Origin of the sequence: Streptomyces caatingaensis (assembly GCF_001187435.1) — a bacterium.
GTDB lineage: Bacteria > Actinomycetota > Actinomycetes > Streptomycetales > Streptomycetaceae > Streptomyces > Streptomyces caatingaensis.
Genome location: NZ_LFXA01000004.1, coordinates 23,128 through 49,602 on the forward strand (window position 1 = coordinate 23,128; position 26,475 = coordinate 49,602).

29 protein-coding genes and 1 pseudogene are annotated in these 26,475 nt (G+C 73.4%); 12 read left to right on the forward strand and 18 right to left on the reverse strand.

What is annotated here, in order from left to right; all coding sequences use genetic code 11:
* Positions 1–150: 150 nt before the first annotated feature.
* Positions 151–1,572 (reverse strand): MFS transporter, encoded by a 1,422-nt coding sequence (locus tag AC230_RS07490; protein WP_422125563.1) that lies wholly within the window; start codon positions 1,570–1,572, stop codon positions 151–153.
* 28 nt (positions 1,573–1,600) lie between these two features.
* Between AC230_RS07490 and AC230_RS07495 the strand changes: the two genes are divergently transcribed.
* Positions 1,601–2,299 carry a FadR/GntR family transcriptional regulator gene (locus tag AC230_RS07495; RefSeq protein WP_049715285.1) on the forward strand — a complete coding sequence of 233 codons (699 nt, stop codon included), beginning with the start codon at positions 1,601–1,603 and terminating at the stop codon, positions 2,297–2,299.
* Here the strand turns inward: AC230_RS07495 and AC230_RS07500 are convergent.
* The 3 genes from AC230_RS07500 to fabG form a co-directional block, all read right to left on the reverse strand.
* Entirely contained in the window at positions 2,284–2,670 is a 387-nt protein-coding gene (locus AC230_RS07500) for a hypothetical protein (RefSeq protein WP_241833131.1), read from the reverse strand. The two genes, AC230_RS07495 and AC230_RS07500, sit on opposite strands and share 16 nt — an antisense overlap.
* A gap of 156 nt (positions 2,671–2,826) precedes the next feature.
* Positions 2,827–3,597: an enoyl-ACP reductase FabI gene (gene fabI / locus AC230_RS07505; RefSeq protein WP_049715286.1), complete on the reverse strand. Its 771-nt coding sequence runs from the start codon at positions 3,595–3,597 to the stop codon at positions 2,827–2,829.
* 5 nt (positions 3,598–3,602) lie between these two features.
* Entirely contained in the window at positions 3,603–4,307 is a 705-nt protein-coding gene (fabG, locus tag AC230_RS07510; protein WP_049715287.1) for a 3-oxoacyl-[acyl-carrier-protein] reductase, read from the reverse strand.
* Between the two features lie 200 nt (positions 4,308–4,507).
* On the opposite strand from fabG, the gene AC230_RS34630 reads away from it, so the two are divergent.
* The 5 genes and pseudogenes from AC230_RS34630 (at position 4,508) to tyrS (ending at position 9,819) form a co-directional block, all read left to right on the forward strand.
* Positions 4,508–6,034 carry a TldD/PmbA family protein gene (locus AC230_RS34630; RefSeq protein WP_049715288.1) on the forward strand — a complete coding sequence of 509 codons (1,527 nt, stop codon included), beginning with the start codon at positions 4,508–4,510 and terminating at the stop codon, positions 6,032–6,034.
* Between the two features lie 291 nt (positions 6,035–6,325).
* Complete coding sequence (locus AC230_RS31830; RefSeq protein WP_157868535.1) at positions 6,326–6,454, forward strand: SapB/AmfS family lanthipeptide; 129 nt, start codon at positions 6,326–6,328, stop codon at positions 6,452–6,454.
* A 257-nt stretch (positions 6,455–6,711) separates the two neighbouring features.
* Positions 6,712–6,888 (forward strand): annotated as a pseudogene (locus tag AC230_RS31835) (TldD/PmbA family protein); the annotation flags it as partial.
* A complete protein-coding gene (locus AC230_RS07520; protein ID WP_049715289.1) occupies positions 6,885–8,288 on the forward strand; it encodes a metallopeptidase TldD-related protein in 1,404 nt (467 codons plus the stop codon). The pseudogene AC230_RS31835 and the gene AC230_RS07520, both read left to right, overlap by 4 nt.
* A 106-nt stretch (positions 8,289–8,394) precedes the next feature.
* Positions 8,395–9,819 (forward strand): tyrosine--tRNA ligase, encoded by a 1,425-nt coding sequence (tyrS, locus tag AC230_RS07525; protein ID WP_049715290.1) that lies wholly within the window; start codon positions 8,395–8,397, stop codon positions 9,817–9,819.
* Positions 9,820–9,877: 58 nt separating this feature from the next.
* On the opposite strand, the gene AC230_RS07530 is transcribed toward tyrS, so the two are convergent.
* Positions 9,878–10,156 (reverse strand): GlsB/YeaQ/YmgE family stress response membrane protein, encoded by a 279-nt coding sequence (locus AC230_RS07530; protein ID WP_049715291.1) that lies wholly within the window; start codon positions 10,154–10,156, stop codon positions 9,878–9,880.
* Positions 10,157–10,281: 125 nt separating this feature from the next.
* Here AC230_RS07530 and AC230_RS07535 point away from each other — a divergent pair, with 125 nt between their 5' ends.
* Together AC230_RS07535 and AC230_RS07540 are read left to right on the forward strand one after the other, a co-directional pair.
* Positions 10,282–10,653 carry a DUF3099 domain-containing protein gene (locus AC230_RS07535; RefSeq protein ID WP_049715822.1) on the forward strand — a complete coding sequence of 124 codons (372 nt, stop codon included), beginning with the start codon at positions 10,282–10,284 and terminating at the stop codon, positions 10,651–10,653.
* Positions 10,654–10,854: 201 nt separating this feature from the next.
* Positions 10,855–11,088 (forward strand): hypothetical protein, encoded by a 234-nt coding sequence (locus tag AC230_RS07540; protein WP_049715292.1) that lies wholly within the window; start codon positions 10,855–10,857, stop codon positions 11,086–11,088.
* On the opposite strand, the gene moaA is transcribed toward AC230_RS07540, so the two are convergent.
* The 3 genes from moaA to AC230_RS07555 all read right to left on the reverse strand — a co-directional run bounded on the left by moaA (position 11,085) and on the right by AC230_RS07555 (position 14,208).
* Complete coding sequence (moaA, locus tag AC230_RS07545) at positions 11,085–12,068, reverse strand: GTP 3',8-cyclase MoaA (protein ID WP_049715293.1); 984 nt, start codon at positions 12,066–12,068, stop codon at positions 11,085–11,087. The two genes, AC230_RS07540 and moaA, sit on opposite strands and share 4 nt — an antisense overlap.
* 119 nt (positions 12,069–12,187) lie before the next feature.
* Positions 12,188–13,813, reverse strand: a complete 1,626-nt coding sequence (locus AC230_RS07550) for a solute symporter family protein (protein ID WP_049715294.1) — start codon at positions 13,811–13,813, stop codon at positions 12,188–12,190.
* Positions 13,810–14,208 carry a DUF485 domain-containing protein gene (locus AC230_RS07555; RefSeq protein ID WP_198535471.1) on the reverse strand — a complete coding sequence of 133 codons (399 nt, stop codon included), beginning with the start codon at positions 14,206–14,208 and terminating at the stop codon, positions 13,810–13,812. Before AC230_RS07555 ends, AC230_RS07550 begins: the two co-directional genes overlap by 4 nt.
* A 516-nt stretch (positions 14,209–14,724) precedes the next feature.
* On the opposite strand from AC230_RS07555, the gene AC230_RS07560 reads away from it, so the two are divergent.
* Positions 14,725–16,272 carry a S8 family peptidase gene (locus tag AC230_RS07560; RefSeq protein ID WP_049715295.1) on the forward strand — a complete coding sequence of 516 codons (1,548 nt, stop codon included), beginning with the start codon at positions 14,725–14,727 and terminating at the stop codon, positions 16,270–16,272.
* A gap of 72 nt (positions 16,273–16,344) precedes the next feature.
* Here AC230_RS07560 and AC230_RS07565 read toward each other — a convergent pair whose 3' ends face one another.
* Entirely contained in the window at positions 16,345–16,992 is a 648-nt protein-coding gene (locus AC230_RS07565; protein ID WP_049715296.1) for a lysoplasmalogenase, read from the reverse strand.
* Between the two features lie 85 nt (positions 16,993–17,077).
* Complete coding sequence (locus AC230_RS07570; protein ID WP_049715297.1) at positions 17,078–18,085, reverse strand: sterol desaturase family protein; 1,008 nt, start codon at positions 18,083–18,085, stop codon at positions 17,078–17,080.
* A 140-nt stretch (positions 18,086–18,225) separates the two neighbouring features.
* Between AC230_RS07570 and AC230_RS07575 the strand changes: the two genes are divergently transcribed.
* Positions 18,226–19,245: a DEDDh family exonuclease gene (locus AC230_RS07575; RefSeq protein WP_049715298.1), complete on the forward strand. Its 1,020-nt coding sequence runs from the start codon at positions 18,226–18,228 to the stop codon at positions 19,243–19,245.
* A gap of 42 nt (positions 19,246–19,287) precedes the next feature.
* The gene (locus AC230_RS07580) at positions 19,288–20,082 is read left to right on the forward strand and encodes an SURF1 family cytochrome oxidase biogenesis protein (protein WP_049715299.1); all 795 of its coding nucleotides are present in this window, start codon (positions 19,288–19,290) and stop codon (positions 20,080–20,082) included.
* A gap of 49 nt (positions 20,083–20,131) precedes the next feature.
* Here the strand turns inward: AC230_RS07580 and amaP are convergent, their stop codons facing one another.
* Genes amaP through AC230_RS07605 form a run of 5 tightly spaced genes read right to left on the reverse strand, consistent with a single transcriptional unit; the run spans position 20,132 to position 22,395 of the window.
* Positions 20,132–20,737, reverse strand: a complete 606-nt coding sequence (amaP, locus tag AC230_RS07585) for an alkaline shock response membrane anchor protein AmaP (RefSeq protein WP_107082106.1) — start codon at positions 20,735–20,737, stop codon at positions 20,132–20,134.
* A 5-nt stretch (positions 20,738–20,742) separates the two neighbouring features.
* On the reverse strand, positions 20,743–21,330 hold the full coding sequence (locus tag AC230_RS07590) for a DUF6286 domain-containing protein (protein WP_049715300.1): 588 nt from the start codon (positions 21,328–21,330) through the stop codon (positions 20,743–20,745).
* Positions 21,327–21,704, reverse strand: a complete 378-nt coding sequence (locus tag AC230_RS07595) for an Asp23/Gls24 family envelope stress response protein (protein WP_049715301.1) — start codon at positions 21,702–21,704, stop codon at positions 21,327–21,329. Before AC230_RS07595 ends, AC230_RS07590 begins: the two co-directional genes overlap by 4 nt.
* A gap of 3 nt (positions 21,705–21,707) precedes the next feature.
* A complete protein-coding gene (locus tag AC230_RS07600; protein ID WP_049715302.1) occupies positions 21,708–21,911 on the reverse strand; it encodes a hypothetical protein in 204 nt (67 codons plus the stop codon).
* A gap of 31 nt (positions 21,912–21,942) precedes the next feature.
* Positions 21,943–22,395: an Asp23/Gls24 family envelope stress response protein gene (locus AC230_RS07605; protein ID WP_049715303.1), complete on the reverse strand. Its 453-nt coding sequence runs from the start codon at positions 22,393–22,395 to the stop codon at positions 21,943–21,945.
* Between the two features lie 126 nt (positions 22,396–22,521).
* On the opposite strand from AC230_RS07605, the gene AC230_RS07610 reads away from it, so the two are divergent.
* Positions 22,522–23,094, forward strand: a complete 573-nt coding sequence (locus AC230_RS07610) for a hypothetical protein (RefSeq protein ID WP_053161081.1) — start codon at positions 22,522–22,524, stop codon at positions 23,092–23,094.
* A 110-nt stretch (positions 23,095–23,204) separates the two neighbouring features.
* Here the strand turns inward: AC230_RS07610 and AC230_RS07615 are convergent, their stop codons facing one another.
* The 3 genes from AC230_RS07615 to AC230_RS07625 form a co-directional block, all read right to left on the reverse strand.
* On the reverse strand, positions 23,205–23,996 hold the full coding sequence (locus tag AC230_RS07615) for an enoyl-CoA hydratase/isomerase family protein (RefSeq protein WP_049715304.1): 792 nt from the start codon (positions 23,994–23,996) through the stop codon (positions 23,205–23,207).
* A gap of 139 nt (positions 23,997–24,135) precedes the next feature.
* Positions 24,136–24,357 carry a helix-turn-helix domain-containing protein gene (locus AC230_RS07620; RefSeq protein ID WP_030366669.1) on the reverse strand — a complete coding sequence of 74 codons (222 nt, stop codon included), beginning with the start codon at positions 24,355–24,357 and terminating at the stop codon, positions 24,136–24,138.
* Positions 24,358–24,714: 357 nt separating this feature from the next.
* The gene (locus tag AC230_RS07625) at positions 24,715–26,313 is read right to left on the reverse strand and encodes an ABC-F family ATP-binding cassette domain-containing protein (protein ID WP_049715305.1); all 1,599 of its coding nucleotides are present in this window, start codon (positions 26,311–26,313) and stop codon (positions 24,715–24,717) included.
* Positions 26,314–26,475: the final 162 nt, after the last annotated feature.

Genomic DNA, 26,475 nt, shown 5'->3' on the forward strand with positions numbered 1-26,475 from the left:
AACCTACGGAGCGGGCGCCTGCCCTCCCATCCGGTGAACCCCCCACTCCCCCCGGAGGCCCGCCCCCTAGGGGACGGTGGTGCCGGCACCACCATCACCGGCAGGACGGGCCGCCCGGGGGGGGACGGAGGGGGGACGGCCGGGCAGGGCTCAGCCGGAGGCGAAGGTGGCGATGACGCCGATGACGACGGTGATGCCGAGCATCGCGCCGAGGATGGTCAGAAACGCCTTCTGACCTTTCTTGGGGTCGGGATTGGTGTCCATGACGGGCATGCCCCCAGTGTCCCAGTCCGTCCGCCCGTTCCCGCACCGGGGTCGGCCCTCGTCCTCGACGCTGCGGTCGCGCCCCGCCAGCACCGCGGCCACGGCCTGCGGCACCAGCAGCGCCGCCAGCAGGGCGACGGGCAGGTCCCAGCCGCCGGTGGCCTGGTAGAGGCGGCCCACCAGCAACGGCCCGGGGACGGAGAGGAGGTAGCCGACGCTCTGCGCGAAGGCGGACAGCCGCACCACGCCCGCGCCGGTCCGCGCCCGCATGCCGATCATGGTCAGGGCCAGCGGGAAGGAGCTGTTGGCGATGCCGAGCAGCACCGCCCAGGCCCAGCAGCCGGCGGCCGGGGCGAACCGGAGCCCCGCGTACCCGGCGAGGCCGCAGGCGACCAGGGCCAGGGCGACGAAGCCCTGGTTGCGGACGCGGGCGGCGATGCCGGGCAGCAGCAGCGAGAAGGGCACGCCCACGAGCATGGTCACGGCCGCGAGCAGCCCCGCCGTCCCCGCGCCCACGCCCGCGTCGCGGAAGATCTGCGGCAGCCAGCCCATGGTGATGTAGGCGCCGGTGGCCTGGAGGCCGAAGAAGACGGCGAGGGCCCAGGCGGTGGGGCTGCGGGAGACGCGGACGTGCGGGGCGGGCGCCTCGCGCACCGGCCCGGCGGCCGGCGCGGCCCGTCCGTTCCGCCGGGCGAGCCCCCACCAGGCGCCCGCCGCCGCGAGGGCGAGCAGCGACCAGACCGCGAGCCCCGGCCGCCAGCCGCCGCCCAGCGCGTCCGCCAGCGGCACGGCACCGGCCGCGGAGACCGCCGAGCCGGCGGTGAGGGCCATCGAGTAGACGCCGGTCGCGGGTCCGACCCGGTCGGGGAACCAGCGTTTGACGACGACCGGCATCAGGACGTTGCCCACCGCTATGCCGGCCAGGGCCAGCGCGCTCAGCAGCAGGAACCCGGCGGTGCCGCCGGCGAACGGCCGCAGGGCCAGGCCCGCCGCGACCGTCGCGAGACCGCCGCAGACGACGGCGGCCGGGCCGAAGCGCCGGGCCAGCCGCGGCGCGGCCGGGCCCAGCAGCGCGAAGCACAGCGAGGGGACGGAGGTGAGCACCCCGGCGACGGTGCCGCTCATCCCGAGGCCCTGCCGGACCTCCGCCATCAGCGGGCCCAGCGTGGTGATCGCGGGCCGTAGGTTGAGGGCGGCCAGGACGAGCCCCGCGCCGAGCCACCACCGGGCCGCGCCGGGGAGCGCCCGCCCCGCCGCCTCCGTCGTCGTCGGCGGTTCGTCCGCCACCACACCACGCATAGCCCCCATCATAGAATCATGGGATGAATGGCGCGCCATGTCTCTGACCTCGCCCCGCCGGGCCCCGCTCGTGGACCAGGTGATCACCGAGCTGCGCCGGCAGATCACCTCCGGCGCCTGGCCCGTCGGCACCCGCATCCCCACCGAACCGGAGCTCGTCGAGCGCCTGGGGGTCGCCCGCAACACCGTCCGCGAGGCCGTCCGCGCGCTCGCGCACAACGGGCTGCTCACCATCCGCCAGGGCTCGGGCACCTACGTCGCCGCCACCAGCGAGCTGGCCGGCGTGATGGGCCGCCGCTTCGCCGGCGCCGACCCGCTGCACGTGGCGGAGCTGCGCAGCGCCCTGGAGACCAAGGCCGCGGCCCTCGCGGCCGAGCGCCGCACCGAGGAGGACCTCGCCCGGCTGGAGGAGCTGCTGGAGCGCCGCGAGCGGGAGTGGCGCTCGGGCGATCTCGAACGGTTCGTCGAGGCCGACGCGGCGTTCCACACCGCGGTGGTGGCCGCCGCCCGCAACGAGGTGCTGGCGGCGCTCTACGCGGATCTCGGCTCGGTCGTCCGGGACTTCCTGCGCGCGGACGTGGGGGCGCAGCCGCGCCCCCGGACGCCGGCCGACCACGCGCGCCTGGTCGCGGCGATCCGCTCGGGGGACGCGGCCGCGGCGGCCGCGGAGGCGGGCGCGCACCCGTATGTGACGAGGGAGGCCCCGGGGGAGCGGCGGGATCAGTCCGGGGCGTGACTGACCCAGGCGTCCCGTACGGTCAGCCAGCAGCGCTGGGCGAGGCTGACGTGCCGGGTGGGTCCGACGGTGACGGGGGCCGTGTCCATGGCCGGGTCCCACCAGCGGGCGCAGCGCAGGTGCAGCTGCACCCGGTCGGGCGTGGCGTTGCCGTTGAAGCAGTCGGCCGTGGCGTGCGAGCCGCGGACGCGGGTGTGGCACTCGGCGCCGGGCGGCGGGGCGGGGCGGGGCGCCGGGCGGGCGGAGGCCGCGCGGGGGTGGGCGGCGAGGGGGCCCGGGGCGGAGGGCCCGGCGAGGGCGGCGGCGGTCAGCAGCAGCGCCGTCGCGCGGCGGAGACCGGGCGCGGATATCGCGGTTGCCGGGGAGATCACGGCCGTACCTCCTCCCCCGCGGTCCGAGGGGCTTCGCCCCTCAGTGTGCGGGCGGCCGGCCCGTTTTTCGAGTCGGGCGGGCGCGGGGGGACGGCGCGGGGCCGCGGCCCGTCCCGGGGGACGGGCGCGCGGCCCCGGGGGCGCGGGCGGCGCGCGTCAGGCGCCCATCATGTGCACGCCGCCGTCGACGTGCACGATCTCGCCCGTGGTGCGGGGGAAGAAGTCGGACAGCATGCCGACGACGCCGCGGCCGGCCGGCTCCGGGTCGGCGAGGTCCCAGCCGATGGGCGCGCGGTGGTTCCACACGTCGGCCAGCTCCTCGAAGCCCGGGATGGACTTGGCGGCCATCGAGCGGATCGGGCCGGCCGAGACCAGGTTGCAGCGGATGCCCTTGGGGCCCAGGTCACGGGCGAGGTAGCGGTTGGTGCCCTCCAGGGCGGCCTTGGCCACGCCCATCCAGTCGTACTTCGGCCAGGCGAACTGGGCGTCGAAGGTGAGGCCGACGACGGACGAGCCCTCCCGCATCACGGGCAGCAGCGCCATGGCGAGCGCCTTGTAGGAGTACGCCGAGACGTGGACGGCCGTGGAGACGTCCTCCCACGTGGCCTCCAGGAAGTTGAAGGCGCCCTGCGGGCCGAAGGCGATGGAGTGCACGACGCCGTCCAGGGCCACGCCCTCGCCGAGGTGCTCGCGCACCTTGTCGGCGATCCCGTCCAGCTGCTCCTGGTTGGTGACGTCCAGCTCGATGACCGGCGCCGGCTTCGGCAGCCGCTTGGCGATGCGCTCGACCAGGGAGAGCCGGCCGAAGCCGGTGAGGATGACCTCGGCGCCCTCGTTCTGGGCGACCTTGGCGGCCTGGAAGGCGATCGACTGCTCGGTCAGGACACCCGTGACCAGGATGCGCTTGCCTGCGAGGATTCCACTCATGGCGATCAGTGACCCATGCCCAATCCGCCGTCGACGGGAACGACGGCTCCGGTGATGTATGCGGCCTCGTCCGAGGCGAGGAAGCGGACCGAGGCGGCGATCTCCTCGGGCTGCGCGTAACGGCCCAGCGGGACGCCGGCCACGATGGCCGCGCGCTGCTCGTCGCTGAGCACGCGCGTCATGTCGGTGTCCACGAAGCCGGGCGCGACGACGTTGACGGTGATGTTGCGGGAGCCCAGCTCGCGGGCGAGGGAGCGGGCGAAGCCCACCAGGCCGGCCTTGGAGGCGGCGTAGTTCGCCTGCCCCGCCGAGCCCAGGAGGCCGACGACGGAGGAGATCAGCACGACGCGGCCCTTGCGGGCGCGGAGCATGCCCCGGGCGGCGCGCTTGACGACCCGGAAGGTGCCGGTGAGGTTCGTCTCCAGGACGGAGGTGAAGTCCTCCTCGGACATGCGCAGCAGGAGCTGGTCACGGGTGACGCCGGCGTTGGCCACCAGCACCTCGACGGCGCCCTGCTTCTCCTCGATCTCCTTGTAGGCCTGCTCGACCTGCTCCGGGTCCGTGATGTCGCACTTGACCGCGAGGAAGCCCTCGGGCGGCTCGCCCGACCGGTAGGTGATGGCGACCTTGTCGCCCGCGTCGGCGAAGGCGCGCGCGATGGCGAGGCCGATGCCCCGGTTTCCTCCGGTGACGAGAACCGAGCGGCTCAAAGGATCACCCTTCCGTTAGTGGTCCGTTCCATGGTCAGGGACGGAGCTGGACTACACGAACGTATCGGTAGTGCTCGCCGGAGAGACAATCGGGCACTGACAGCGGACGGGTGCCGGTCACTGTGGGATCTCTACAGAATCTCCCGCCGGCCGGCGCGGCGCGCGGGCATGATGCACGGCGACGACCCTCGGGAGGTTCCGTGCCGCATTCCATCGACGCGTCATTCCTCGCCCTTCCCCTGCGTCCGCTGGCCGACGCCGCCCTGGCCCGCGCCCGCGCGCTGGGCGCCGACCACGCCGACTTCCGCTTCGAGCGGGTGCGCACCGCCGGCCGGCGGCTGCGCGACGCGCGCCTCGCGGGCTCCTCGGACACCACCGACCTCGGGTACGGGGTGCGGGTGGTGCACGACGGGGCCTGGGGCTTCGCCTCGGGCACCGAGCCGACCATGGACGCCGCCGCGCGCGTGGCCGGGCAGGCGGTGGCCATGGCCAGGCTGGCGGCGAAGGTGAACGCCACGGCGGGTTCGGCCGAGAGGGTGGAGCTGGCCGACGAGCCGTCCTACGGCGAGCGCACCTGGGTCTCGTCCTACGAGGTGGACCCCTTCTCCGTACCGGACGCCGAACAGACCGCGCTGCTGGCCGACTACAGCGGCCGGCTGCTGGCCGCGGACGGCGTGAGCCACGTGGACGCCTCGCTGGTGGCGGTGCACGAGAACAAGTTCTACGCGGACACCGCGGGCACGACGACCACGCAGCAGCGCGTCCGCGTCCACCCCCGCCTGACCGCGGTGGCCGTGGACGCGGCCGGCGGCGCCTTCGAGTCGATGCGCACCCTGGCCCCGCCGGCGGGCCGCGGCTGGGAGTACCTGACGGGCACCGGCTGGGACTGGGACGCCGAACTGGCGGAGATCCCCTCGCTGTTGGCGGAGAAGCTGCGCGCGCCGGGCGTGCGGCCGGGGGCGTACGACCTGGTCGTCGACGCGTCCAACCTGTGGCTGACGATCCACGAGTCGGTCGGCCACGCCACCGAGCTCGACCGGGCGCTGGGCTACGAGGCGGCGTACGCGGGCACCTCGTTCGCCACCCCGGACGGGCTGGGGACGCTGCGGTACGGCTCGCCGCTGATGAACGTCACCGGCGACCGGACGGCCGAGCACGGCCTGGCGACCGTCGGCTACGACGACGAGGGCGTGGCCGCCCAGTCCTGGAGCATCGTCGAGCACGGCGTCCTGACCGGCTACCAGCTCGACCGGCGCATCGCCCGGCTGCACGGCCTGGGCCGCTCCAACGGCTGCTCGTACGCGGACTCGCCGTCGCGCATGCCGGTGCAGCGCATGGCGAACGTCTCGCTGCTGCCCGCCCCGGACGGGCCCTCGACGGAGGAGCTGATCGCGGGCGTGGACCGGGGGATCTACGTCGTCGGCGACCGGTCGTGGTCGATCGACCAGCAGCGCTACAACTTCCAGTTCACACAGCAGAGGGCGTACGCGATCCGGAACGGCCGCCTGTGCGGGCAGCTCCGGGATGTCGTCTACCAGGGGACAACCCCTGACTTCTGGGGCTCCATGGAAGGGGTCGGCGGACCCCGGACTTACGTCCTAGGAGGAGCTTTCAACTGCGGAAAGGCCCAGCCCGGACAGATTGCCGCCGTGTCTCACGGGTGCCCCTCGGCACTGTTTCGGAATGTGAACATCCTCAACGCTTCGGCCGAGTCGGGTCGACCTTGACGGACCGCCCGCGCGGGGACCCCGATCGGGCACCGGGCCGACACGGCATCACGGCGAGCCGGCTAGGTCACGTCGTCCCGGTCACCGATGTCCTCCTCAGCAGGGGTCGGCTGAGGCGGCACGATGAGCCATGGGTGTGGGCCTTCCGTCGGGGGTGAAGTGCGCTTCCGCACGCGGTGGGTGTGGGTCGAGCGCTGGTTGTTCCCGCCTGTCCTGCGACCGGAGCCGGGCGCTATCCCTGAAGGAGGTGACCCACGGCAGGTGTGGGCGCGTACAAGGAGGGTGGGGACGTTGTCGCTTCTCGATCTTCAGTTGATGGAAGCCGAGTTCGGTGCGCGCGACCGCGAGACGGGCAAGGGTGCGGAGGCCGCTTCGGTCCTTGACCCCATGAGCGATCTCAGCCTGCTCCTGTGCCACTGACCGAGAGCGGGCGGCGGCTCGGGGGGGAGCCGACTCCTCAACGGCGAGCCGGGGGGCAGCCGTGGACGCCGGTGACACCCTCCAGCCCGCCCGCTTCCGGCGCCACGTCACCGGCTTTCGCCACGTGCCCGCCCTCTGCCACGTTCTGCGTCAGCCACAGGGAGTGAGGGCAGCCCGTGTAAGTCCTTATGACCTGCACAAACACATCTACGAGCAGTACGCCCCCCGCTCCCCCGGTGAACTTCCGGTTCACCGGGCAGTGTTTCTGGGGTGCGATGACGGCGGTGGGCGGCCCGGAGACCTATGTGCTGGGCGGGGCGTTCAACTGCGGCAAGGCGCAGCCGGGCCAGATCGCGGCCGTCTCGCACGGCTGCCCCACGGCCCTCTTCCGGAACGTGAACGTCCTGAACACCGCGCAGGAGGCCGGGAAATGACGAAGCGTCAGCAGCAGCCGCACGAGATCGTCGAGCGGGCCCTCGCCCTCTCCCGCGCCGACTCGTGCACGGTGATCGTCGGCGAGCGCTCCACGGCCGGCCTCCGCTGGGCGCGCAACGCGCCCACCACCAACGGCGTCACGCGCGGCCGCACCGTCACCGTGATCGCCGCCGTGGACGGCGGCGAGGGCACCGCCGCGGGTGTCGTCACCCGCTCCGGCGTCACCGCGGACGGGCTGGAGGAGCTGGTCCGGGCCGCCGAGGGGGCCGCCCGCGCGGCGGGGCCGGCCGAGGACGCCGTGCCACCGGTGACGGGCGTCCCGCAGTCCCCCGGTTTCACCGAGGAGCCCGACGAGACGACCGCGGCCGTCTTCGACTCCTTCGCCCCCGCCCTGGGCGAGTCCTTCGCGCGCGCCCGCTCCGCCGGCCGCGAGCTGTACGGCTTCGCCCACCACGAGAGCGTCACCAGCTACCTGGGCACCTCCGCCGGGCTGCGGCTGCGGCACGACCAGCCCACCGGCAGCGCCGAGCTGAACGCCAAGGGGGCCGACGGCACGGGCTCGGTGTGGGCGGCCGTGCCCACCCGCGACTTCTCGGACGTGGACCCCCTCGCCCTGGACGCCTCCCTCGCCGAGCGGCTGCGCTGGTCCCGCCGCCGCGTCGAGCTCCCCGCCGGGCGGCACCCGACGCTGCTGCCGCCGTCGGCCGTGGCGGACCTGATGGTCTACCAGCAGACCCGGGCCGACGCCCGGGGCGCGGCGGAGGGCCGCACCGCCTTCTCCCGGCCCGGCGGCGGCACCCGGGTCGGCGAGAAGCTGGCGGCCCTGCCGGTGACCCTGCGGACCGACCCCGCCGCGCCGGGCCTGGAGTGCGCCCCGTTCGTCCTGGCGGGCTGCTCCACCGACGGGATCTCGGTGTTCGACAACGGGCTGCCGGTGGGCACCACCGAGTGGATCCGCGACGGCGTGCTGGAACGGCTGATCACCACCCGGCACAGCGCCGCGCTGACGGGCCTGCCGGTCGCGCCCTATCCGGACAACCTGGTCCTGGAGGCGGGCGGCACCCGCTCCCTCGACGAGATGATCGCGGCGAGCGGTCACGACGGCCCCGAGCTGCTGCTGAGCTCCCTCTGGTACATCCGCGAGGTGGACCCGGCGACGCTGCTGGTCACCGGGCTCACCCGGGACGGGGTCTTCCTCGTGCGGGACGGCGAGGTGGTGGGCGAGGTCAACAACTTCCGCTTCAACGAGTCCCCCGTCGGCCTGCTCTCCCGGGCCGTCGAGGCGGGCCGCGCCGAACGCACCCTCGCCCGGGACATCGGCAAGTACTTCGGCCGGACGGCGATGCCGGCGCTGCGGATCCCGGACTTCAACATGAGTTCGGTGAGCAAGGGGGTCTGAGCCGGGCGCGGGCGTCCGGGCGGGGAGGCGTGCGGGCGGTCCGAATAGACTGGCGGGCGACGGGGCCCTCCCCGTCCCCTCGTCCGCCAACGACCCCAGGAACGCCATGACACGCCTCGGCGAATCCGTCGCCCGCGCCAGCGAGCTCCTCGCGCAGGACCTCTCCACCGACTCGACCGTGGAGCAGCTGCTCACCGAGACGAAGGCGCGGCGCTATCTGGACCTGACGGACCTCTCGCCGGAGGAACAGGCCGGGCTGATCGCGGGCCGCGCCGTCGAGGTGCTGCCGGGCCGGGACAAGCTGGCCGAGCGGATCGAGGAGCGCCGGGCGGCGGGCCGGGGCCTGCGCATCAAGCTGGGCATCGACCCGACGGCGGCCGACGTCCACCTCGGCCACACCGTGCCGATGATCGTCCTCAGCCGCTTCCAGCGGATGGGCCACGAGGTCACGCTGCTGATCGGCGACTTCACGGCGAAGATCGGCGACCCGACGGGCCGTACGGCCGAGCGGCCGCCGCTGACCGACGCCGACATCGAGAAGAACCTCGCGGGCTACCGCGAGCAGGTGCGGCCGTTCTTCGACTTCGAGGCGGTCAGCTTCCGCCAGAACAGCGAGTGGCTGTCGCCCTTCACCTTCCCGGAGCTGCTCGGCCTGCTCTCCCAGGTGCCGGTCTCGCAGCTGCTCCAGCGGGAGGACTTCCGCAACCGGCTCGCCTCGGGCTCCGGCCTGACGATGTCCGAGCTGCTCTACCCGGTCGCCCAGGGCCTGGACTCCGTGGCCCTGGAGTGCGACGTGGAGCTCGGCGGCGCCGACCAGCTCCTCAACCTGCAGATGGGCCGCAGGCTGATGGAGCTGCGCGGGCAGCGGCCGCAGCTCGTGGTCACCATGCCGCTCATCGAGGGCACGGACGGCACGGGCGCGAAGATGTCCAAGTCCAAGGGCAACTACGTCGGTCTGACCGCCACCGCCGACGACGTCTTCGGCAAGATCATGTCCGTCCCGGACCGGCTCATGGAGCCGTACCTCAAGGCGTGGACGGAGTGGACGGACGCGGAGATCGCCCTCGTCCTGTCCCGGGTCGAGGAGCGCTCGCTCCACCCGATGGACCTCAAGAAGGTCCTCGCCGGTGAGGTCGTGGCCGCGCTCCACGGCGTCGAGGCCGCGATGGCCGCCCGGGCGGGCTTCGTCGCGCAGTTCTCGAAGAAGAGCTTCACGGACGTGGAGGCGCTGCCGGTCGTCGAGGTCGCGGAGCACGGCTCCGAGCCGGTGACGGGGGTGCTCAGCAAGGTGCTGGGCTTCCAGCCGAGCGCGTCGGCGGCGCGGCGGGTCGCGAAGCAGAACGGGCTGCGGCTGGTCGTCGAGACGGCCGGGGCCGCCGGGCAGCAGGCGATCGTGCTCGCCGAGTCGGACGCGATTCGTCCGCTCGGGGAGGTCGTGCCCGAGCTGCTGGCCGGGTCCGGCCTGGACTCCGAGGTCACCGGCGTCTACCTGAAGGCGGGCCGGAAGGTCGCGGAGCTGCGCGGCCTGTAGGGAACGGCCGCGCCGCAAGCGGTGAGAGCGCCCCCGCCCCGGGGAGGGGTGGGGGCGCTCAGACGTCGGAGCGGCGGCGCCCCCGCACGCCGGCCCACACCCGGTCGCCCAGCGCCACCACGACCACGGCCCCGATCAGCTGCAGCGCGTGCCGGATCCAGTCGATGCCGTGCGTGTGCCGCACCCCCAGCCCGGAGGCCCCCCAGTTCCCCAGGGCGGCCCCGATCATTCCGCAGATGATCGTCAACACCAGCGGGATCCGCTGTTTCCCGGGGAGGATCGCCTTGGCGATGAGCCCGAGGACGAGACCGACGACGATGGCCCAGAACCAGTTCATGCCGCCAGTGTCGGCCGGGCCGCACGGCGCCGCACGTCGAGCGGGCCCCGCTCTCGTCTTGCCGGGAACCGCGGCGTAACGTTGAGTACATCCCGAACAGCAGAGGCGATCAGGTGGTGCACGTGATACGGAAGCGCGGCCAGACGGAGACCTTCCGGATCACCGGGGCCCGGCAGGGCCTGAAGGAGGACGTGCGCGGCCGCGAGCGCCGCTACGTCATCTCGATGGGCGTCCGCACGCTCGCGGTCATCCTGACGGTGGTGCTGTGGAACGTGGAGCGGTACGTCGCCCTCGGCACCCTCGTCCTGGGCATGTTGCTCCCCTACGTCGCGGTGGTGATCGCCAACGCGGGCCGGGAGAACGTCCCTTCGCTGCCGAAGACGTTCATCCCCGGGCCCACCCGCCCGGCCCTCACCCCCGGCCCCCCGGGCCCCGGCGGAACGGCGAACTCCGCCGGTGAGAGCCCTCGCCGGCCCCAACAGGGCGACCAGAACTGAGGCTTGGGTTCCGGAACGCACGGTCGAAGCTCAGCAAAACCTCAAATCAATCATGTCTTTAGGTGCCCTTCACGGGGCTCTCCGTGACATACTTCGTAGGCGCTCCGCATCCCCCGTCGGAGCGAATGATCGACGCCGGGCGGCTCCCCCCGTGGCTGCCCGGCGTCGTCGTGCCCGCTTACGGACACGTAGAGTTGACGGGTGACCTCCTCCGACACTCCGGACACCCCCGCCACTCCCGTCTGTTCCGCCAAGGGCTGCCGCACCCCCGCCGTCTGGGTGCTGGCGTGGAACAACCCCAAGCTGCACACCCCCGACCGCCGCAAGACCTGGCTCGCGTGCGACGAACACCGTGAGCACCTCGCGCAGTTCCTCGGCCTGCGCGGCTTCCTCAAGGACGTGGTGACGCTCGCCGAGTGGGAGGCGAGGCGCTAGCCGCCTATCGCGGACATCGGCCGGCGCGGCTGGAGGAACGCCGGGTCGTCGAGCCCGGAGCCCGCCTTCTTGCCCCACATGGCCCGCCGCCACCGCCGGGCGATCTCCTCGTCGTCCGCGTCCGAGCGCAGCGCCCCGCGCAGGTCCGTCTCCTCGGTGGCGAACAGACAGCTGCGCACCTGTCCGTCGGCGGTCAGCCGGGTGCGGTCGCAGGCCGAGCAGAACGGCCGGGTGACCGAGGCGATGACGCCGACGCGGGCCGGACCGCCGTCCACGAGCCAGCGCTCGGCGGGGGCGGAGCCGCGGCCCTCCTCGGGGGTGAGCGCGAAGCGGGTGCGCAGGCTCGCCAGGATGTCCCCGGCGGTGATCATCTCCTCGCGGCGCCAGCCGTGCTGGGCGTCCAGCGGCATCTGCTCGATGAAGCGCAGTTCGTAGCCGTTCTCGATCGCCCAGGCGAGCAGGTCGGGGGCCTCGTCGTCGTTGAGGCCGGGCATCAGGACGGTGTTGACCTTGACGGGTGCGAGGCCGGCGGCCCGGGCGGCGGCGAGGCCGTCGAGGACGTCCTGGTGGCGCTTGCGCCGGGTGAGCCGGCGGAAGACGTCGGGGCGCAGGGTGTCGAGGGAGACGTTGACGCGGTCCAGCCCGGCGGCCGCGAGTGCGCCGGCGGTGCGGGCGAGGCCGATGCCGTTGGTGGTGAGCGAGAGCCGGGGGCCCTCGGCGAGGGCGGCGCAGCGCTCGACGATGGAGACCAGCCCGGGGCGGAGCAGGGGTTCGCCGCCGGTGAAGCGGACCTCGGTGATGCCGAGCCGGGTGACGGCGATCCGTACGAGGCGGACGATCTCGTCGTCGGTCAGGAGGTCCTGCCGGGCGAGCCACTGGAGGCCCTCTTCGGGCATGCAGTAGGTGCAGCGGAGGTTGCAGCGGTCGGTGAGGGAGACCCTGAGGTCGGTGGCGACGCGGCCGTAAGTGTCGATGAGCACGGAATTGCCCCTCCCGCGATGGCCGGTGACCGTGGTGCCGATGGTCCGCAGCGTACGCGATCCCCCGGACGGGACGGCACCGGTCGTCGCCGTCCCGGGGCCGCGGGAGGGGCCGGGCGTCAGTGCGCGCCGTAGCCGGTGAGCGAACGGACCTCCAGTTCGGCGTACTTCTTCGGGTCCGCCGCCTCCTGGGGGAGCAGCGAGCCGAGCCAGCCCAGCAGGAAGCCGAGCGGGATGGAGACGATTCCGGGGTTGCCGAGGGGGAACCAGTCGAAGTCCATGCCCGGGAAGAGCGCCTTGGGGTTGCCGGAGACGACCGGCGAGAAGATCACCAGGGTGACGGAGGAGACGAGTCCGCCGTAGATCGACCAGAGGGCGCCGCGGGTGGTGAAGCGCTTCCAGAAGAGGCTGTAGAGGACCGTCGGGAGGTTGGCCGAGGCGGCGACGGCGAAGGCGAGGGCCACCAGCGCGGCCGCGTTGAGCCGGTGGGCGAAGATGCCCAGCGCGATGGAGATCCCGCCGATGACGACGGCGGCGATCTTCGCGGTGAGGACCTCCTCCCTCTCCCCGGTCGCGCCCTTGCGGATGACGTTGGCCCACAGGTCGTGGGCGAAGGACGCGGACGAGGCGAGGGTGAGCCCGGCGACCACGGCGAGGATGGTGGCGAAGGCGACCGCGGAGATCACCGCGAGCAGCACCGCGCCGCCGGTGGACCCGGCTCCCCCGCCGACCTCCTCGGCGAGCAGCGGCGCCGCGGTGTTGCCGGACTCGTTCGAGGCGACGATGGCCTTGGAGCCGACGAGGGCGGCCGCGCCGAAGCCCAGGGCGATGGTCATCAGGTAGAAGGCGCCGATGATGCCGATCGCCCAGTTCACCGACGTACGGGCCGCCTTGGCGGTGGGCACGGTGTAGAAGCGGATGAGGATGTGCGGCAGTCCGGCGGTGCCGAGGACGAGCGCGAGGCCCAGCGAGACGAAGTTGAGCCTGGAGGTGCCGTCCTTGCCGTACTGGAGCCCGGGTTCGAGGAACGCCCGGCCCTTGCCGCTCTTGTCGGCGGCGGCGCCGAGCAGGTGGGAGAGGTTCCAGTCGAACTTGTTCAGCACCAGGACCGTGATCAGCAGGGTGCCGGCGATGAGCAGGACGGCCTTGACGATCTGCACCCACGTGGTGCCCTTCATCCCGCCGATGGTCACGTAGAGCACCATCACCAGGCCCACCAGGACGATGATCCAGCGCCGCGCGCCCTCGCCGCTCGCGCCCAGCAGCAGGGCGACGAGCGCGCCCGCGCCCACCATCTGGGCCAGCAGGTAGAAGATCGAGACGACGACGGTGGAGGTGCCGGCGGCGGTGCGCACCGGGCGCTGCGCCAGCCGGTGGGCGAGGACGTCGGCCATGGTGAACCGGCCGGAGTTGCGCAGCGGTTCGGCGACCAGGAGCAGGGCGACCAGCCATGCGACGAGGAAGCCGATGGAGTAGAGGAAGCCGTCGTAGCCGAAGAGGGCGATGGCGCCGGCGATGCCGAGGAAGGACGCCGCGGACATGTAGTCGCCGGAGATCGCCAGGCCGTTCTGGAAGCCGGTGAAGGACCGGCCGCCGGCGTAGAAGTCCTCGGCGCTCTTCGTCTGCCGGCCGGCCCAGACGGTGATGCCCAGGGTGATGGCGACGAAGACCGAGAACAGCGTGATGATCAGGGTGCGGTGCTCACCGGCGCCGCCCGCGGCCAGGACCGTGAGGGAGTGGCTCATTCGGCCGCCTCCATACGGGCCTTGACGGCCTCGGCGCGGGGGTCGATGCGGGCCGCGGCGTGCCGGGAGTACCACCAGGCGATGAGGAAGGTGGTGAGGAACTGGGCGAGGCCGAACACGAGGGCGACGTTGATGTTGCCGACGAGGACGGTGTCCATGAAGCCGCCCGCGTAGTTGGACAGCAGCACGTAGAGCAGGTACCAGGCGACGAACGCGACGGTGAGCGGGAAGGCGAAGGAACGGTGGGCCCTGCGCAGTTCGCCGAACTCGTCGCTCGCCTGGACGGCGAGGAAGCGGTCGGGCTGGGCGGGGATGCCGGCCCGGGGCGGCCCGTCGGGCCGCTGTGCCGGCGTGGTGGTGGGGCTGGGGGTCTCCGCGACCTCTTCTGAGTCCACGGCCTCTCCTGACGGTGGGTGGGTGCGGGCGCGAGCCGATGCTTGTGATCCGGGTCACGCATCGTAGAGCGACACCGCAGTATGCGACAGGGGGGCGGTCGTTGAATGACGGAGCATGGCCCGGAGGGGCACAACCGCGCCGCAGGGGCCTCGTTGACCTGGCGTGAGCACCGAGTTGCCGCATCGCCGGCAGTCCCCCGGTCGACGACCGTTCGGAATCGTCAGGTTGACGGCGCCCGTGCCGGCCGCGCCCGCGGCGCGGCCGGCGGCGGTCCCGCCCGCCGGGCGCTGGTACGGTCCGCGGGTGCCGCTCCCGCCGCTGAGCATCGCGGCGCTGCGGGGGTCCGGAGCCGTCCCCCGGCCGTGAGCGCCGCCCCCGGCATGTGAGGGCACATGAAGTCCGCCGCTTTCTTGGGGAATTCATTGCTCTTCGACCATGATCGGCGCTAGCTTCACTCGTCATGTACCCGTCCGGCACGCCTGGTGCCCGGACGGCCCGGATGATGTGGAGTTCCCATGGCTCATCTGCGCACCAGACGCCGGCACGCCCTCCTCGCCGTGCCCGTCGGTCTGGCCCTCACCGCCTCCCTCGGCCTCCTGCCGGGCGTCGCCTCGGCGGCCGCCCCGGCCGCCGCCAAGGCCACGGTGAGGACGGACAGCCCCCTGCTGTCGTACGTGGTCAACACCGGTACCGAGCGCGGCACGCTCGACACCGTGAAGAAGGCCGTCCGGCAGAACGGCGGCAGCATCGTCGAGTCGTACGACAAGATAGGCGTCATCGTCGCGCACTCGGCCAACCCCGACTTCGCCAAGACCCTGCGCGCCGTGCCGGGCGTGGCGTCCGCGGGCGCCACCCGCACCGCGCCCATCGCCCCGGCGGCCACCACGGACGTCGGCAAGCCGGAGAAGGTCAAGCTGCCCAAGGGCTACGCGGCGGCCGCGGCGAAGGCGGCCGCGGCCGCGAAGTCCGGCAAGGCCGGCAAGCCCGCCCAGGAGCCGCTGGAGAGCCTCCAGTGGGACCTCCCGGCCATCAAGGCCGACCAGGCCGCGAAGGTCGACCCGGGCAGCCGCAAGGTCACCGTCGGCGTCATCGACACCGGCGTCGACGACACCCACCCCGACCTCGCGCCGAACTTCTCCCGCGCGCAGTCGGCCAGTTGTGTCACCGGCAAGGCCGACACGAGCTTCAGCGCCTGGCGGCCGTTCGACCCCAAGAGCGACTACCACGGCACGCACGTCGCGGGCACCATAGCCGCGGCCCGCAACGGCGTCGGCGTCGCCGGCGTCGCCCCGAACGCGAAGATAGCCGCGCTCAAGGTGAGCACCGCCAAGGGCAGCTTCTTCTACGCGGAGAGCGTGGTCTGCGCCTTCGTCTTCGCCGCCGACCACGGCATATCGGTGACGAACAACAGCTACTACGTCGACCCGTGGATGTTCAACTGCGCGGACGACGCCGACCAGAAGGCCATCTCCGACGCCGTCAACCGCGCGGTGCAGTACGCCGACCGCAAGGGCGTCGTCAACGTCGCCTCCGCCGGCAACTCCAACTTCGACCTCGCGGCCAAGAAGATCAACGACACGTCGAGCCCCAACGACACCAAGCCCGGCCCGCGTGACATCAACCCCGCCACCTGCCTGGACGTCCCGGCCCAGCTGCCCGGTGTCATCACCGTCTCCGCCACCGGCGTCAACTCGCTGAAGTCGTACTACTCCAACTACGGCCTCGGCGCCATCGACGTGGCGGCCCCCGGCGGCGACGCCCGCCAGATCCCCGACGCCCCCGCCAAGGACGGCCGCATCCTCTCCACCCTCCCCGGCGGCGACTACGGCTTCCTGCAGGGCACTTCGATGGCCGGCCCGCACGTCGCCGGCGTGGTGGCGCTGCTGAAGAGCACGCACCCGAAGTCCAACGCGGCGGAGATCCAGTGGATCCTCAAGGCCCAGGCCAAGAACCCGGGCTGCCCGGCCCAGGCCCCCGCCGACGCCCCCTGCGTCGGCACCAAGCACATCAACAGCCACTACGGCTACGGCATCGTGGACGCGCTGGCCGCGGTCCGCAACTGACGCCCGGCGTACGGCGGGAGGGGCCCGGGCGCACGCGCCCGGGCCCTTTCCGTACGCCCGGCGCGCAGGCGGCTACGCGCCGGCGCCCGCCGGTCCGGCGGCGCGTGCCCGCACCACCGCGTCCGCCAGGAGGGCCTGCGCCCCGAGATAGGTCAGCATGATCCAGAACTGGGGTACGGGCGCCTGCGGCCAGTCGGCGAGCGCCGACGCGATCAGCGCGTCGGAGAGCAGGAACAGCGCACCGCCCGCCGCGCCACGGCGCCCGGTGCGCCGCGCCCCGTACGCCATCGCCGTCAGCAGCAGCCCGTAGGCCGCGACGGGAACGCGCAGCCGGCCGGGCAGCCCGGACCACAGGAGCCCGGTGGTGCCGGCCCAGGCCGCGGCGTAGCCGGCGGCCGGCAGCCGGCCGGAGCGGCCCCGCGGCCGGGTGCCGTGCCGGGCGAACAGCCCGAGGTAGCAGAGGTGTCCGGCCGCGAACGCGCCCATCCCCAGCAGGAACGCCGTCTCCCCGCCGGTCTGCAGCAGGACGTCCCCGGCGCAGCCGAGCAGCAGCGCGACCGCGAGCAGCGGTGGTCCGCCGCGTACCAGGACGTACTCCGCGAGCAGCGGCATCAGCGCCGGTTTGGTGGCCCGCGCGACGGGCGCGGCCCCGGTGAGCAGGGCCCCGAGGTGGACGCCCGCGGCGGCCACCGCGAGCCGGGGACGGCGCGGGGCCCTCACGGCGCCCCCCGCCCACCCGCGCCGGTCACCGGCTCCCTCCGAGGGGGCGCCCCCGAAGCCCGGCCCCGTCCGCGCCGGGCGCCCATCACCGGTTCCGTTCCCGGGACTTGGGGCGGGCCGGGGCCGAAGCCACCGCCGCCTCCGGGGTGGCGGCGGTCCGGCCGTGCGCGGGGCGCGGGCCCGGGGCCGGGGCCGTCGGGCGGACCGGGACCGGCCCGGCGGGGCCGGAGGCGCGTGCCTGCCCGGGGATCCGCGGCTCGTGACCGCGCGGCTGCCAGCCGGGGCCGCGGAAGATCCGGCCCGCGCGTTCGCCCCAGGTGCGGGCGGCGCGGACGTCGCGGGCGATGGCGGCGTACTCGTGCGTGGCGACGCGGAGCGGGTTGTAGGTGTGGATGTTCTTCGTCAACCCGTAGACCGGCCGTTCCCCCTCCGCGACGAAGGAGCCGAAGAGCCGGTCCCAGACGATGAGGATCCCGCCGAAGTTGCGGTCCAGGTAACCGCCTTGGGAGGCGTGGTGGACCCGGTGGTGCGAGGGGGTGTTGAGGACGTACTCGAAGGGGCGCGGCAGCTTCTTGATGCGTTCGGTGTGGACCCAGAACTGGTAGACGAGGTTGGCGCCGGAGCAGAAGGCGACCGCCGCCGGGTGCACCCCGAGCGCCACCATCGGCACGTAGAACGGCCAGACCGTCCAGGTGGTCCACGGCTGGCGCAGCGCGGTGGTGAAGTTGAACTTCCGGCTGGAGTGGTGCACCACGTGGCAGGCCCACAGGATTCTGATCACGTGGTGGCCGCGGTGCGACCAGTAGTAGAGGAAGTCCTGGACGAGCAGCATCAGGGGCAGCGTCCACCACAGCAGCGGCACGCGCAGCGGCGTGAGTTCGTAGATCGCGGTGTAGATCGCGACGATGGGTATCTTCCACAGCGCGTCGAAGAACACGCTGCCGACGCCCATGCCGATGCTGGTCGCCGCGTCCTTGGCCTCGTAGCCCTCGGCCTCGTCGTCGGGATGGAGGCGGTAGCTCACCGCCTCGATCGCGGTGAGCACGGTGAAGGCGGGAACCGACCACAACACGACATCCGGAAGGTGCGGCATGACGGCACCATAAACACGCCGACGGCCGTACGGCTAGGGGTTGTTACCCTCGGGTACCGATCGTGGCGGCCGGCGGTCCGGGCGGCGGGGGCGGGGAGGCGGGCAAGCGCTGTCAGTGGGGGCCCGTAAGCTCTTGGACCATGCTCGAAGACCGCATCGCAGCCGCATCGCCCAGCCCGTGGCCGGCCGCGTATCCCGAGGGATACGCGGTCGTCGACGTGGAGACCACCGGGCTCGCCCGGGACGACCGGATAGTGTCGGCTGCCGTGTACCAGCTGGACGCCCGCGGCCGGGTCGAGGATTCGTGGTACACGCTGGTCAACCCCCGCCGCGACCCCGGCCCGGTGTGGATCCACGGGCTGACGGCCGAAGTCCTCGCCGAGGCCCCGGTGTTCGAGGACATCGCGGAGGAGTTCGGGCGGCGGCTGGACGGCCGGGTGCTGGTCGCGCACAACGCGGCGTTCGACTGGTCGATGATCGCCCGGGAGTACGCGCGGGCCGGCTCCGAGGCGCCGGTGCGCCGGCGGCTGTGCACGATCGCGCTCTCCAAGGAGCTCGGGCTGCCGCTGCCCAACCACAAGCTCGAATCCCTGGCCGCCCACTACGGCGTGGAGCAGCGTCAGGCGCACCACGCGCTGGACGACGCCCGGGTGCTGGCGGAGACCTTCCGCCCGAGCCTGGCGCTGGCGGCCGAGGCGAACCTGCGGCTTCCGCTGCTGGCGTGCCAGCCGCTGACGGAGTGGTCCGACGGCCCGGCGGCCACCCGGTCCGCGTCCGTCGGCTACCAGCCGTCCTGGCAGCACCGCGGCGCGGCGAACTGGCGGCCGAACCGCAAGCGGCCCGCCTGCCCGTACCCCAACCCCGGCCGCTACGAACCGGGCAAACAGCTCGTTCAGGGCATGCGGGTGGCCTTCTCCGGCGACACCTCCATCGACCGGGAGCTCCTGGAGGACCGGGCGACCGAGGCCGGGCTCCACGTGGCGACGAGCATCTCGCGACTGACGAGCCTTCTCGTCACCAACGACCCGGGCGCCTGCACCTCCAAGGCGGTCAGGGCCCGGCAGTACGGGACGCCGGTCGTCGACGAGGCCGCCTTCGTGCAGCTGCTCTCGCACGTGCGGCCGGCGGAGGAGGCCCGGCCCGGCGCCCGCGGCCGGTGACCCGGGCGAGGGGGGACGAACCGCACCAGGTACCGTCAATGCGTGTACCGCTTCCTGCTGACCCGGCAGTGGGTGATCCTCACGCTCGTGGGGCTCGTCCTCATCCCGGTGATGATCAAACTGGGCTTCTGGCAGCTGCATCGCCATGAGCAACGGGTGGCGCGCAACAACCAGATCGGCCGCAGCCTCGAGCACGCCCCCGTGCCCGTCACCGATCTGACGGCGCCCGGCCGCGAGGTGGCGCACGAGAACGTCTGGCGCCGGGTCACGGCCAAGGGGTCGTACGACCCCAAGGGCGAGGTCGTCGTCCGCCTGCGGACCGACAACTCCGGCAAGTCCGGCTTCATGGTCGTGACGCCGTTCGTCCTGGAGGGCGGCGAGGGCGACGGCAAGGCCGTCCTCGTCAACCGCGGCTGGATCCCGGCCGACGCCGGCCAGCGCACCTACCCGAAGGTTCCCGCCCCGCCCTCGGGACGGATCGAGCTCACCGGGCGGCTGCGGGCCGACGAGGACGCCGGCGAGGGCATCCGCGACACCAAGGGGCTGCCGCCCCGGATGATCATGATCATCAACAGCGGGCGGCAGGCGAAGGAGTTGCACCGGCCGGTGCTCGGCGGCTATCTGGAGCTCATCTCCCCCGCGGGGAAGGGGCAGCCGCAGACGATCGACGACCCCGATCACAGCAGCATCGGCAACCACATGGCGTACACCGTGCAGTGGTGGCTCTTCTCGGCGTTCGTGCCGGTGGGATGGGTGATCCTCGTGCGCCGCGAGCGCCGGGATCGCCTGGCGGCGGCGTCGTCCCCGGCAGAGCCGGTGCCGGCGGCGACGGGCTGATTCAGCCCGTCGTGGGGATACCCCCTCCGGGGGAGGGTCCGGGGCGGACTCACCCCACGCGCTCCGCGCGATGCCGCACCCCCCGCAACCGCACCTCCGCCGGCAGCCGCCCCAGCCCCAGGGACGTACGGGCTCCCTCCAGGACCTCCACCGCGAAACGCCGCAGCACAACCTCCGGCACCGCCCCCGGTGACAGCACCAGCACCGCCCGGACCCCCGGTGCGCCCCGCCGCCCCACCAACACCACCGCCGCCCTCTCGACCCCGTCCAGGGCCTCCGCCTCCGCCGCCACCGTCTCCTCCACGGCCCGCCCCCGCACAACCACCACGGGATCATCGACAGCGGGAAGCACCACCTCCCGCGGCCGCCGCCGGCGCACCTGCCCCAGCAGCCACCACAGGCCCGCCAGAACCAGCACGGCCAGGGCGCCGATCACGACGGGCCACCACCACTGGCGGTGCCGCCACCGCCGCCGGTCCGCGGCCGTGAGGAGCACGTCGTCCGGCCCCTGGAAGGGCCAGGCGGACGGCAGGGAGAAGTCCCAGTGCCGGGGCAGGTCCAGCGCCCCGACGAGCACCGCCGCGCCGAGCGCGAGGAGCAGCAGCCCGGCCAGCCCCAGCAGAACACGGTTGAACACCCGCAGCACCGCGCCCACCGCGCTCACCGCCTCGGCGGCCGGTGGACGCGGACCGACAGGACGGGCCGCCGGGCGACCCCCAACTCCCGTACGGCGTCGGCCAGGACGCCCTCCACGTCCGTCCGCACCTCGTCCAGGTCCCGGAAGTGCGACCGGGCCCGCGCCCGGACCGCCAGCCGGCCGACGTCGACGCGTACGGACTGCACCCCGGAGACCTCCATCACCCGGTCCCGCAGCACCAGCGCCGCCGCGCGGCGGTCGAGCCCGGCGCGGACGTCGGGATCGTCGCGCCGCATCGGGAGCACCCCGCGCCGGCCCGGCGTCGCGGCCAGGACGACGAGCCAGAGCCCCGCCAGCACGGCGAGCACCGCGCCGGCGACGATCCAGCCGTTGTGCAGGGGCCGGTGGGCGAGTTCGTGGGCGAGCCGGCGCCGCCAGCCCAGGGCCCGGTGGCCGGCCCGGACCGCGGCGACGTCGTAGAGGAGGACCCCGGCGGCGCCCAGGACGACCACCGCGACCACCGCGGCGGGCACCCGGCGGGCCGACCAGAAGCGCCCCGCACGGCCGCCGTCACCGGCGCCGCCCTCGCCGCCCGCGCCGCGCCGCCTCACCGCACCCGCTCCGTCCCGCCGTGCCGCAGGTGCGGCGAGTGCAGCCGCTCCACGGTGACCACGACCTCCGGCACCTCCATGCCCGCCAGGGTCCGCACGCGCTCGGTGATCCGCCGCCGGACGGCGCGGCAGCGGCCGGCGACGTCCACGGGGTAGCCGAGTTCGACGGAGACGCGCACCCGCGCCGCCTCCTCGTGGACGGTCACGGTCGCAAACGGCGGTTCCCCCGGCCTTCCGGCGCCGGCGGCCTCGGCGGCCTCGGCCAGCGCCTCGTGCGCGGCCCGCGAAGCGATCTTCGCGACGACGCGGTCGGCGATCCGGGTCGCCCCGCGTGCGGCCGGCTCCACGGCCCGCCCTCCCCGTGCGACGCTCATCGCCTACCGCCGCCGGTCGTCGCGGTCGCGGTCCCGGTCGCGCGGGCGGAAGAAGTCGCCCGCCTCCAGGTCGCCGTCCAGGAACCGGCCGACGACGAAGCCGACGGCGCCCAGCGCCGCCACCAGCAGGAAGGCGCCGAACCCGCCGAAGTACCCGGCGAATCCCAACGCCATGCCGACGATCAAGCCGACGACGGCCATGCTCATCGTGCGCTCCTCGTCACTCGGCCGTTCCGGGTCACTGGATCCTCGGCGGAGTCTCTTCCTCCTCCTCGTCGGGCAGCTTCACATCGCTGACGGCGATGTTGACCTCGACGACCTCGAGACCGGTCATGCGCTCCACCGCGGCGATGACGTTCTCCCGGACGGCGCGGGCCACGTCGGCGATCGCGACGCCGTACTCGACGACGATCTCCAGGTCCAGAGCCGTCTGGACCTCACCGACCTCCGCCTTCACCCCGCGCGTCGCGGACTTGCCGCCACCGGGCACCCGGTCGCGCACCGCGCCGAACGTCCGTGCGAAACCGCTGCCCATGGCGTGGACGCCGACCACGTCACGGGCCGCCAGACCGGCGATCTTCTCCACGACGCCGTCCGCGATGGTGGTGCGCCCGCGCTCGGCCGGGGCCACGTACTCCTTGGCCTCCTTCGCCGCCTCGGGTCCGTCCGGGCCGCCCGGCGTGTCGGTCATGGTCGTTCGCCTCGCTTCCTGGGGAATGGGGAAGGTTCCACGGGAGGGACAGTGACGCCACCGATCTGTTGACACGATAGGCCCTGTCGCCGGGAACTTCGCGGCGTGCGGGGCAGGAGGACGGACATGGACGGAATCCGGGCGGTCCGCCGGCAACTCGCCCTCGGGCGGCTTCTGCCGCTCGGCGGAGCGCGGGACGGGACGTGGATCACCGAGGCGGCGGCGGGCGCGGTCCTGCGGCACACGCCCCTGCCCCGGGGCGTGCGCCTGGGCGCCCTGCGTGTGGACCGCGCGCCGGGCGCCCCCGTCTCCCCCGCCCCGGTCGCGCCCCCGCCGAGCGCCCTGCCGGCCGGGCCGTTGCGGATCTCGGTCGAGATGGCGACGGGCCTCGGGGACGACCCGCTGCCGGTGGTGGTGGGGCGGGTGCGGGAAGCGCTGGTCGGAGTGGCGGAGGGACGGGTGGGGCTGGTGGTGGAGGGCGTGGACGTGCGGGTGGTGGAGTCGGTGACGGAGGCGCGGGGCGGGCACGCTCCGGAGTTGTCCGGCTCGTTGCCCGTACCGGGCGTGCGCGCCGCGTCCGCGGAGGGCGCGGTGACGTGGATCGCGGTCGCGGCGGGGGCGCGGGTGCTGGACGTGGCCCGGGCGGCGCGCGAGGCGACGGGCGGGGCCGTGGTCGTCGCGGCCGTGGACCGCGACTAGAGAAGCCCCGCACCCGCCCCGGAAGGACTCCCCAAAAGGACTGCCCCCAGAGGAACCGCCCGGACGGACCGTCCCCGGAGGGGCCGCTTCCGGAAGGACCGACTGGACCCCTACTCCCCCAGCCCCGCCAGGTCCCGCAGGCGGCGCCCCTGCGCGGCCCGCTCCTCCGCCCGCTGCTCGTCGTAGCCGCGCGTCACCGCACCGCGCAGCAGCGCCTTCGTCTCGACGACCGCGTCGCGCGGGGCGGCGAGCACGGCGGCGGCCAAGTCCTCGGCGGCGGCGGCGAGTTCGTCGACGGGCACGACGAGGTTGGCGAGCCCCACCCGCTCGGCCTCCGCCGCGTGCACGAAGCGCCCAGTGGCGCAGATCTCCAACGCCCGCGCGTAGCCGACGAGTCCGACCAGCGGCTGGGTGCCGCCCAGGTCGGGCACCAGGCCGAGACTGGTCTCGCGCATGGCGAACTGCACGTCGTCCGCGCAGACTCGCAGGTCGCACGCGAGAGCGAGCTGGAAGCCCGCGCCGATCGCATGCCCCTGCACGGCGGCTATGGAGACGATGTCGTTGCGCCGCCACCAGGTGAACGCCCGCTGGTATCCGGCGATTTCGGCGTCGAGGTCGGCCTCGGAGCCGCGCGCCAGGTCCAGGAACGACGGCTCGCCGTCGAAGCCCTCGGGCGTGAACGCCTGCCGGTCGAGGCCCGCGGAGAAGGACTTGCCCTCACCCCGGAGCACCACGACCCGCACGCTGCCCGGCAGCAGCCGCCCGGCCTCGGTGAGCGCCCGCCACATGGCGGGCGACTGGGCGTTGCGCTTGGCGGGACGGTTCAGCGTGACGGTGGCCACCGCGTCTTGCACGGTGAGCCGCACGCCGTCCTGGTCGAGCAGGGCCTGCGGGGCGGTCATGGAAGCCTCCGGAGTCGGAACTGCAGTCAGCTACAAGTGACTGCACAGTAACCACCCGGCCGGTAGTACGGCCGACCGGGTGGCACCGTCCATGCCTGAGGGCCCCGGAGGGCCTTCGTCGCCCGACAGGTGCGCGGTGTCAGGCCGAGGCGGCCTTCTTGCCACGCGTCGCCCCGCCGCGACCCCGGAGGATCACGCCGGATTCGCTCAGCATCCGGTGGACGAAGCCGTAGGAGCGGCCGGTCTCTTCGGCCAGCGCCCTGATGCTCGCACCGGAGTCGTACTTCTTCTTCAGGTCTGCCGCGAGCTTCTCGCGCGCGGCGCCGGTCACCCGGCTGCCCTTCTTCAGAGTCTCGGCCACCCGTGCCTCCTCATGGGAGATGCGCCTCTTGTCTCTCATGATCACCCCTTGCCGGGATCCTGGCCACCCATTCGGCAAGGTCGATGACAGAAGGTTTCCGCGATCCGGGCCGCCGACCGGCCCCGGAGCAGGCGATTCCGTCCCTGCTCGGCCGTACGGCCGTACGGGTGGCCCGGTGAAGCGGCAGGTCAGGGACGGAGCGGGGAGTGCGGGAGCGGAAGGCGGCCGGCGGCCGGTGCCCTGCGTGCGCCGGAGCGTTCCACCACACCGGGGTACGAGCCGTCCTCACTCATATGAAGGATCACGCATCGGCCGAATGATCGGGAGGGGACCGATCAAGCGAGGCCCGGGACGGCCTCAGGCGAGGGCGACCAGGTCCGCGTAGTCCGGGCCCCACAGGTCCTCGACGCCGTCCGGCAGCAGGATGATGCGCTCCGGCTCCAGCGCGTCCACCGCGCCCTCGTCGTGCGTCACCAGCACCACGGCGCCGGTGAAGGTGCGCAGCGCGCCGAGGATCTCCTCGCGGCTGGCGGGGTCCAGGTTGTTGGTGGGCTCGTCGAGGAGGAGGACGTTGGCGGAGGAGACGACCAGCGTGGCCAGGGCCAGCCGGGTCTTCTCACCGCCGGAGAGCACGCCGGCGGGCTTGTCGACGTCGTCGCCGGAGAACAGGAACGAGCCGAGCACCTTGCGGACCTCGACCAGGTCGAGGTCGGGGGCGGCGGAGCGCATGTTCTCCAGGACGGTGCGGTCGGGGTCGAGGGTCTCGTGCTCCTGGGCGTAGTAGCCGAGCTTGAGGCCGTGGCCCGGGGTGACCCGGCCGGTGTCGGGCTGCTCGGCGCCGGCCAGCAGGCGCAGCAGCGTGGTCTTGCCGGCGCCGTTGAGGCCGAGGATGACGACGCGCGAGCCGCGGTCGATGGCCAGGTCGACGTCGGTGAAGATCTCCAGCGAGCCGTAGGACTTGGAGAGGCCCTCGGCCATTAGCGGGGTCTTGCCGCAGGGCGCGGGCTCGGGGAAGCGCAGCTTGGCGACCTTGTCGGAGACGCGCTCGGCCTCCAGGCCGGCGAGCAGCTTCTCGGCGCGGCGGGCCATGTTCTGGGCGGCGACGGTCTTGGTGGCCTTGGCCCGCATCTTGTCGGCCTGGGCGTTGAGGGCGGCGGCCTTCTTCTCGGCGTTCTGCCGCTCGCGCCTGCGGCGCTTCTCGTCGGCCTCGCGCTGCTGCTGGTAGAGCTTCCAGCCCATGTTGTAGACGTCGATGGCCGAGCGGTTGGCGTCGAGGTAGAAGACCTTGTTGACGACGGTCTCGACCAGGTCGACGTCGTGGGAGATGACCACGAAGCCGCCGCGGTAGGTCTTGAGGTAGTCGCGCAGCCAGGCGATGGAGTCGGCGTCCAGGTGGTTGGTGGGCTCGTCGAGCAGGAGCGTGTCGGCGTCGGAGAAGAGGATCCGGGCCAGCTCGACGCGGCGGCGCTGGCCGCCGGAGAGGGTGTGCAGCGGCTGGGCGAGGATGCGGTCGGGCAGGCCCAGGCTGGCGGCGATGGTGGCGGCCTCGGCCTCGGCGGCGTACCCGCCCTTGGTGAGGAACTCCGTCTCCAGCCGCTCGTACTTCTTCATGGCCTTCTCGCGCGTGGCGCCCTTGCCGTTGGCCATGCGGTCCTCGTTCTCGCGCATCTTGCGGAGCACGGTGTCCAGGCCGCGGGCGGAGAGGATCCGGTCGCGGGCGAGCACGTCGAGGTCGCCGGTGCGCGGGTCCTGCGGGAGGTAGCCGACCTCGCCGGAGCGCGTGATCGTGCCGGCGGCCGGGATGCCCTCGCCGGCCAGGCACTTGGTGAGCGTCGTCTTGCCCGCTCCGTTGCGGCCGACCAGGCCGATGCGGTCGCCCTTGGCGATGCGGAAGGTGGCCGACTCGATGAGGACGCGGGCGCCGGCGCGCAGCTCGAGGCCGGAGGCGGTGATCACGGGTACTGCTCCTGGGCAGGGTGGACGGCGGTCGGGGGGTGGGCGAGCACGGCCGCGCGGGCGGCGCGGCGCCGTCTAATGCACGAGGAGAGAAGCCATGGGGAAGAGTCTAACGGGGGCGGGCAAGCGGATTTCCCGGCCGGGCGGAGGGTGGCGGGGCGC

Excerpts from the sequence above, each read along its gene's own strand:
- AC230_RS07575 (WP_049715298.1), top strand. The coding sequence starts at position 18,226 with ATGCTCGAAGACCGCATCGCAGCCGCATCGCCCAGCCCGTGGCCGGCC.
- AC230_RS07615 (WP_049715304.1), bottom strand. The coding sequence starts at position 23,996 with ATGACCGCCCCGCAGGCCCTGCTCGACCAGGACGGCGTGCGGCTCACC.
- AC230_RS07530 (WP_049715291.1), bottom strand. The coding sequence starts at position 10,156 with ATGAACTGGTTCTGGGCCATCGTCGTCGGTCTCGTCCTCGGGCTCATC.
- AC230_RS07570 (WP_049715297.1), bottom strand. The coding sequence starts at position 18,085 with ATGCCGCACCTTCCGGATGTCGTGTTGTGGTCGGTTCCCGCCTTCACC.
- fabI (WP_049715286.1), bottom strand. The coding sequence starts at position 3,597 with ATGAGTGGAATCCTCGCAGGCAAGCGCATCCTGGTCACGGGTGTCCTG.
- AC230_RS07495 (WP_049715285.1), top strand. The coding sequence starts at position 1,601 with ATGTCTCTGACCTCGCCCCGCCGGGCCCCGCTCGTGGACCAGGTGATC.
- AC230_RS07550 (WP_049715294.1), bottom strand. The coding sequence starts at position 13,813 with ATGAGCCACTCCCTCACGGTCCTGGCCGCGGGCGGCGCCGGTGAGCAC.
- AC230_RS07605 (WP_049715303.1), bottom strand. The coding sequence starts at position 22,395 with ATGACCGACACGCCGGGCGGCCCGGACGGACCCGAGGCGGCGAAGGAG.
- tyrS (WP_049715290.1), top strand. The coding sequence starts at position 8,395 with ATGACACGCCTCGGCGAATCCGTCGCCCGCGCCAGCGAGCTCCTCGCG.
- AC230_RS07560 (WP_049715295.1), top strand. The coding sequence starts at position 14,725 with ATGGCTCATCTGCGCACCAGACGCCGGCACGCCCTCCTCGCCGTGCCC.
- AC230_RS07600 (WP_049715302.1), bottom strand. The coding sequence starts at position 21,911 with ATGAGCATGGCCGTCGTCGGCTTGATCGTCGGCATGGCGTTGGGATTC.
- AC230_RS07595 (WP_049715301.1), bottom strand. The coding sequence starts at position 21,704 with ATGAGCGTCGCACGGGGAGGGCGGGCCGTGGAGCCGGCCGCACGCGGG.
- AC230_RS07520 (WP_049715289.1), top strand. The coding sequence starts at position 6,885 with ATGACGAAGCGTCAGCAGCAGCCGCACGAGATCGTCGAGCGGGCCCTC.
- AC230_RS07610 (WP_053161081.1), top strand. The coding sequence starts at position 22,522 with ATGGACGGAATCCGGGCGGTCCGCCGGCAACTCGCCCTCGGGCGGCTT.
- AC230_RS07490 (WP_422125563.1), bottom strand. The coding sequence starts at position 1,572 with ATGGGGGCTATGCGTGGTGTGGTGGCGGACGAACCGCCGACGACGACG.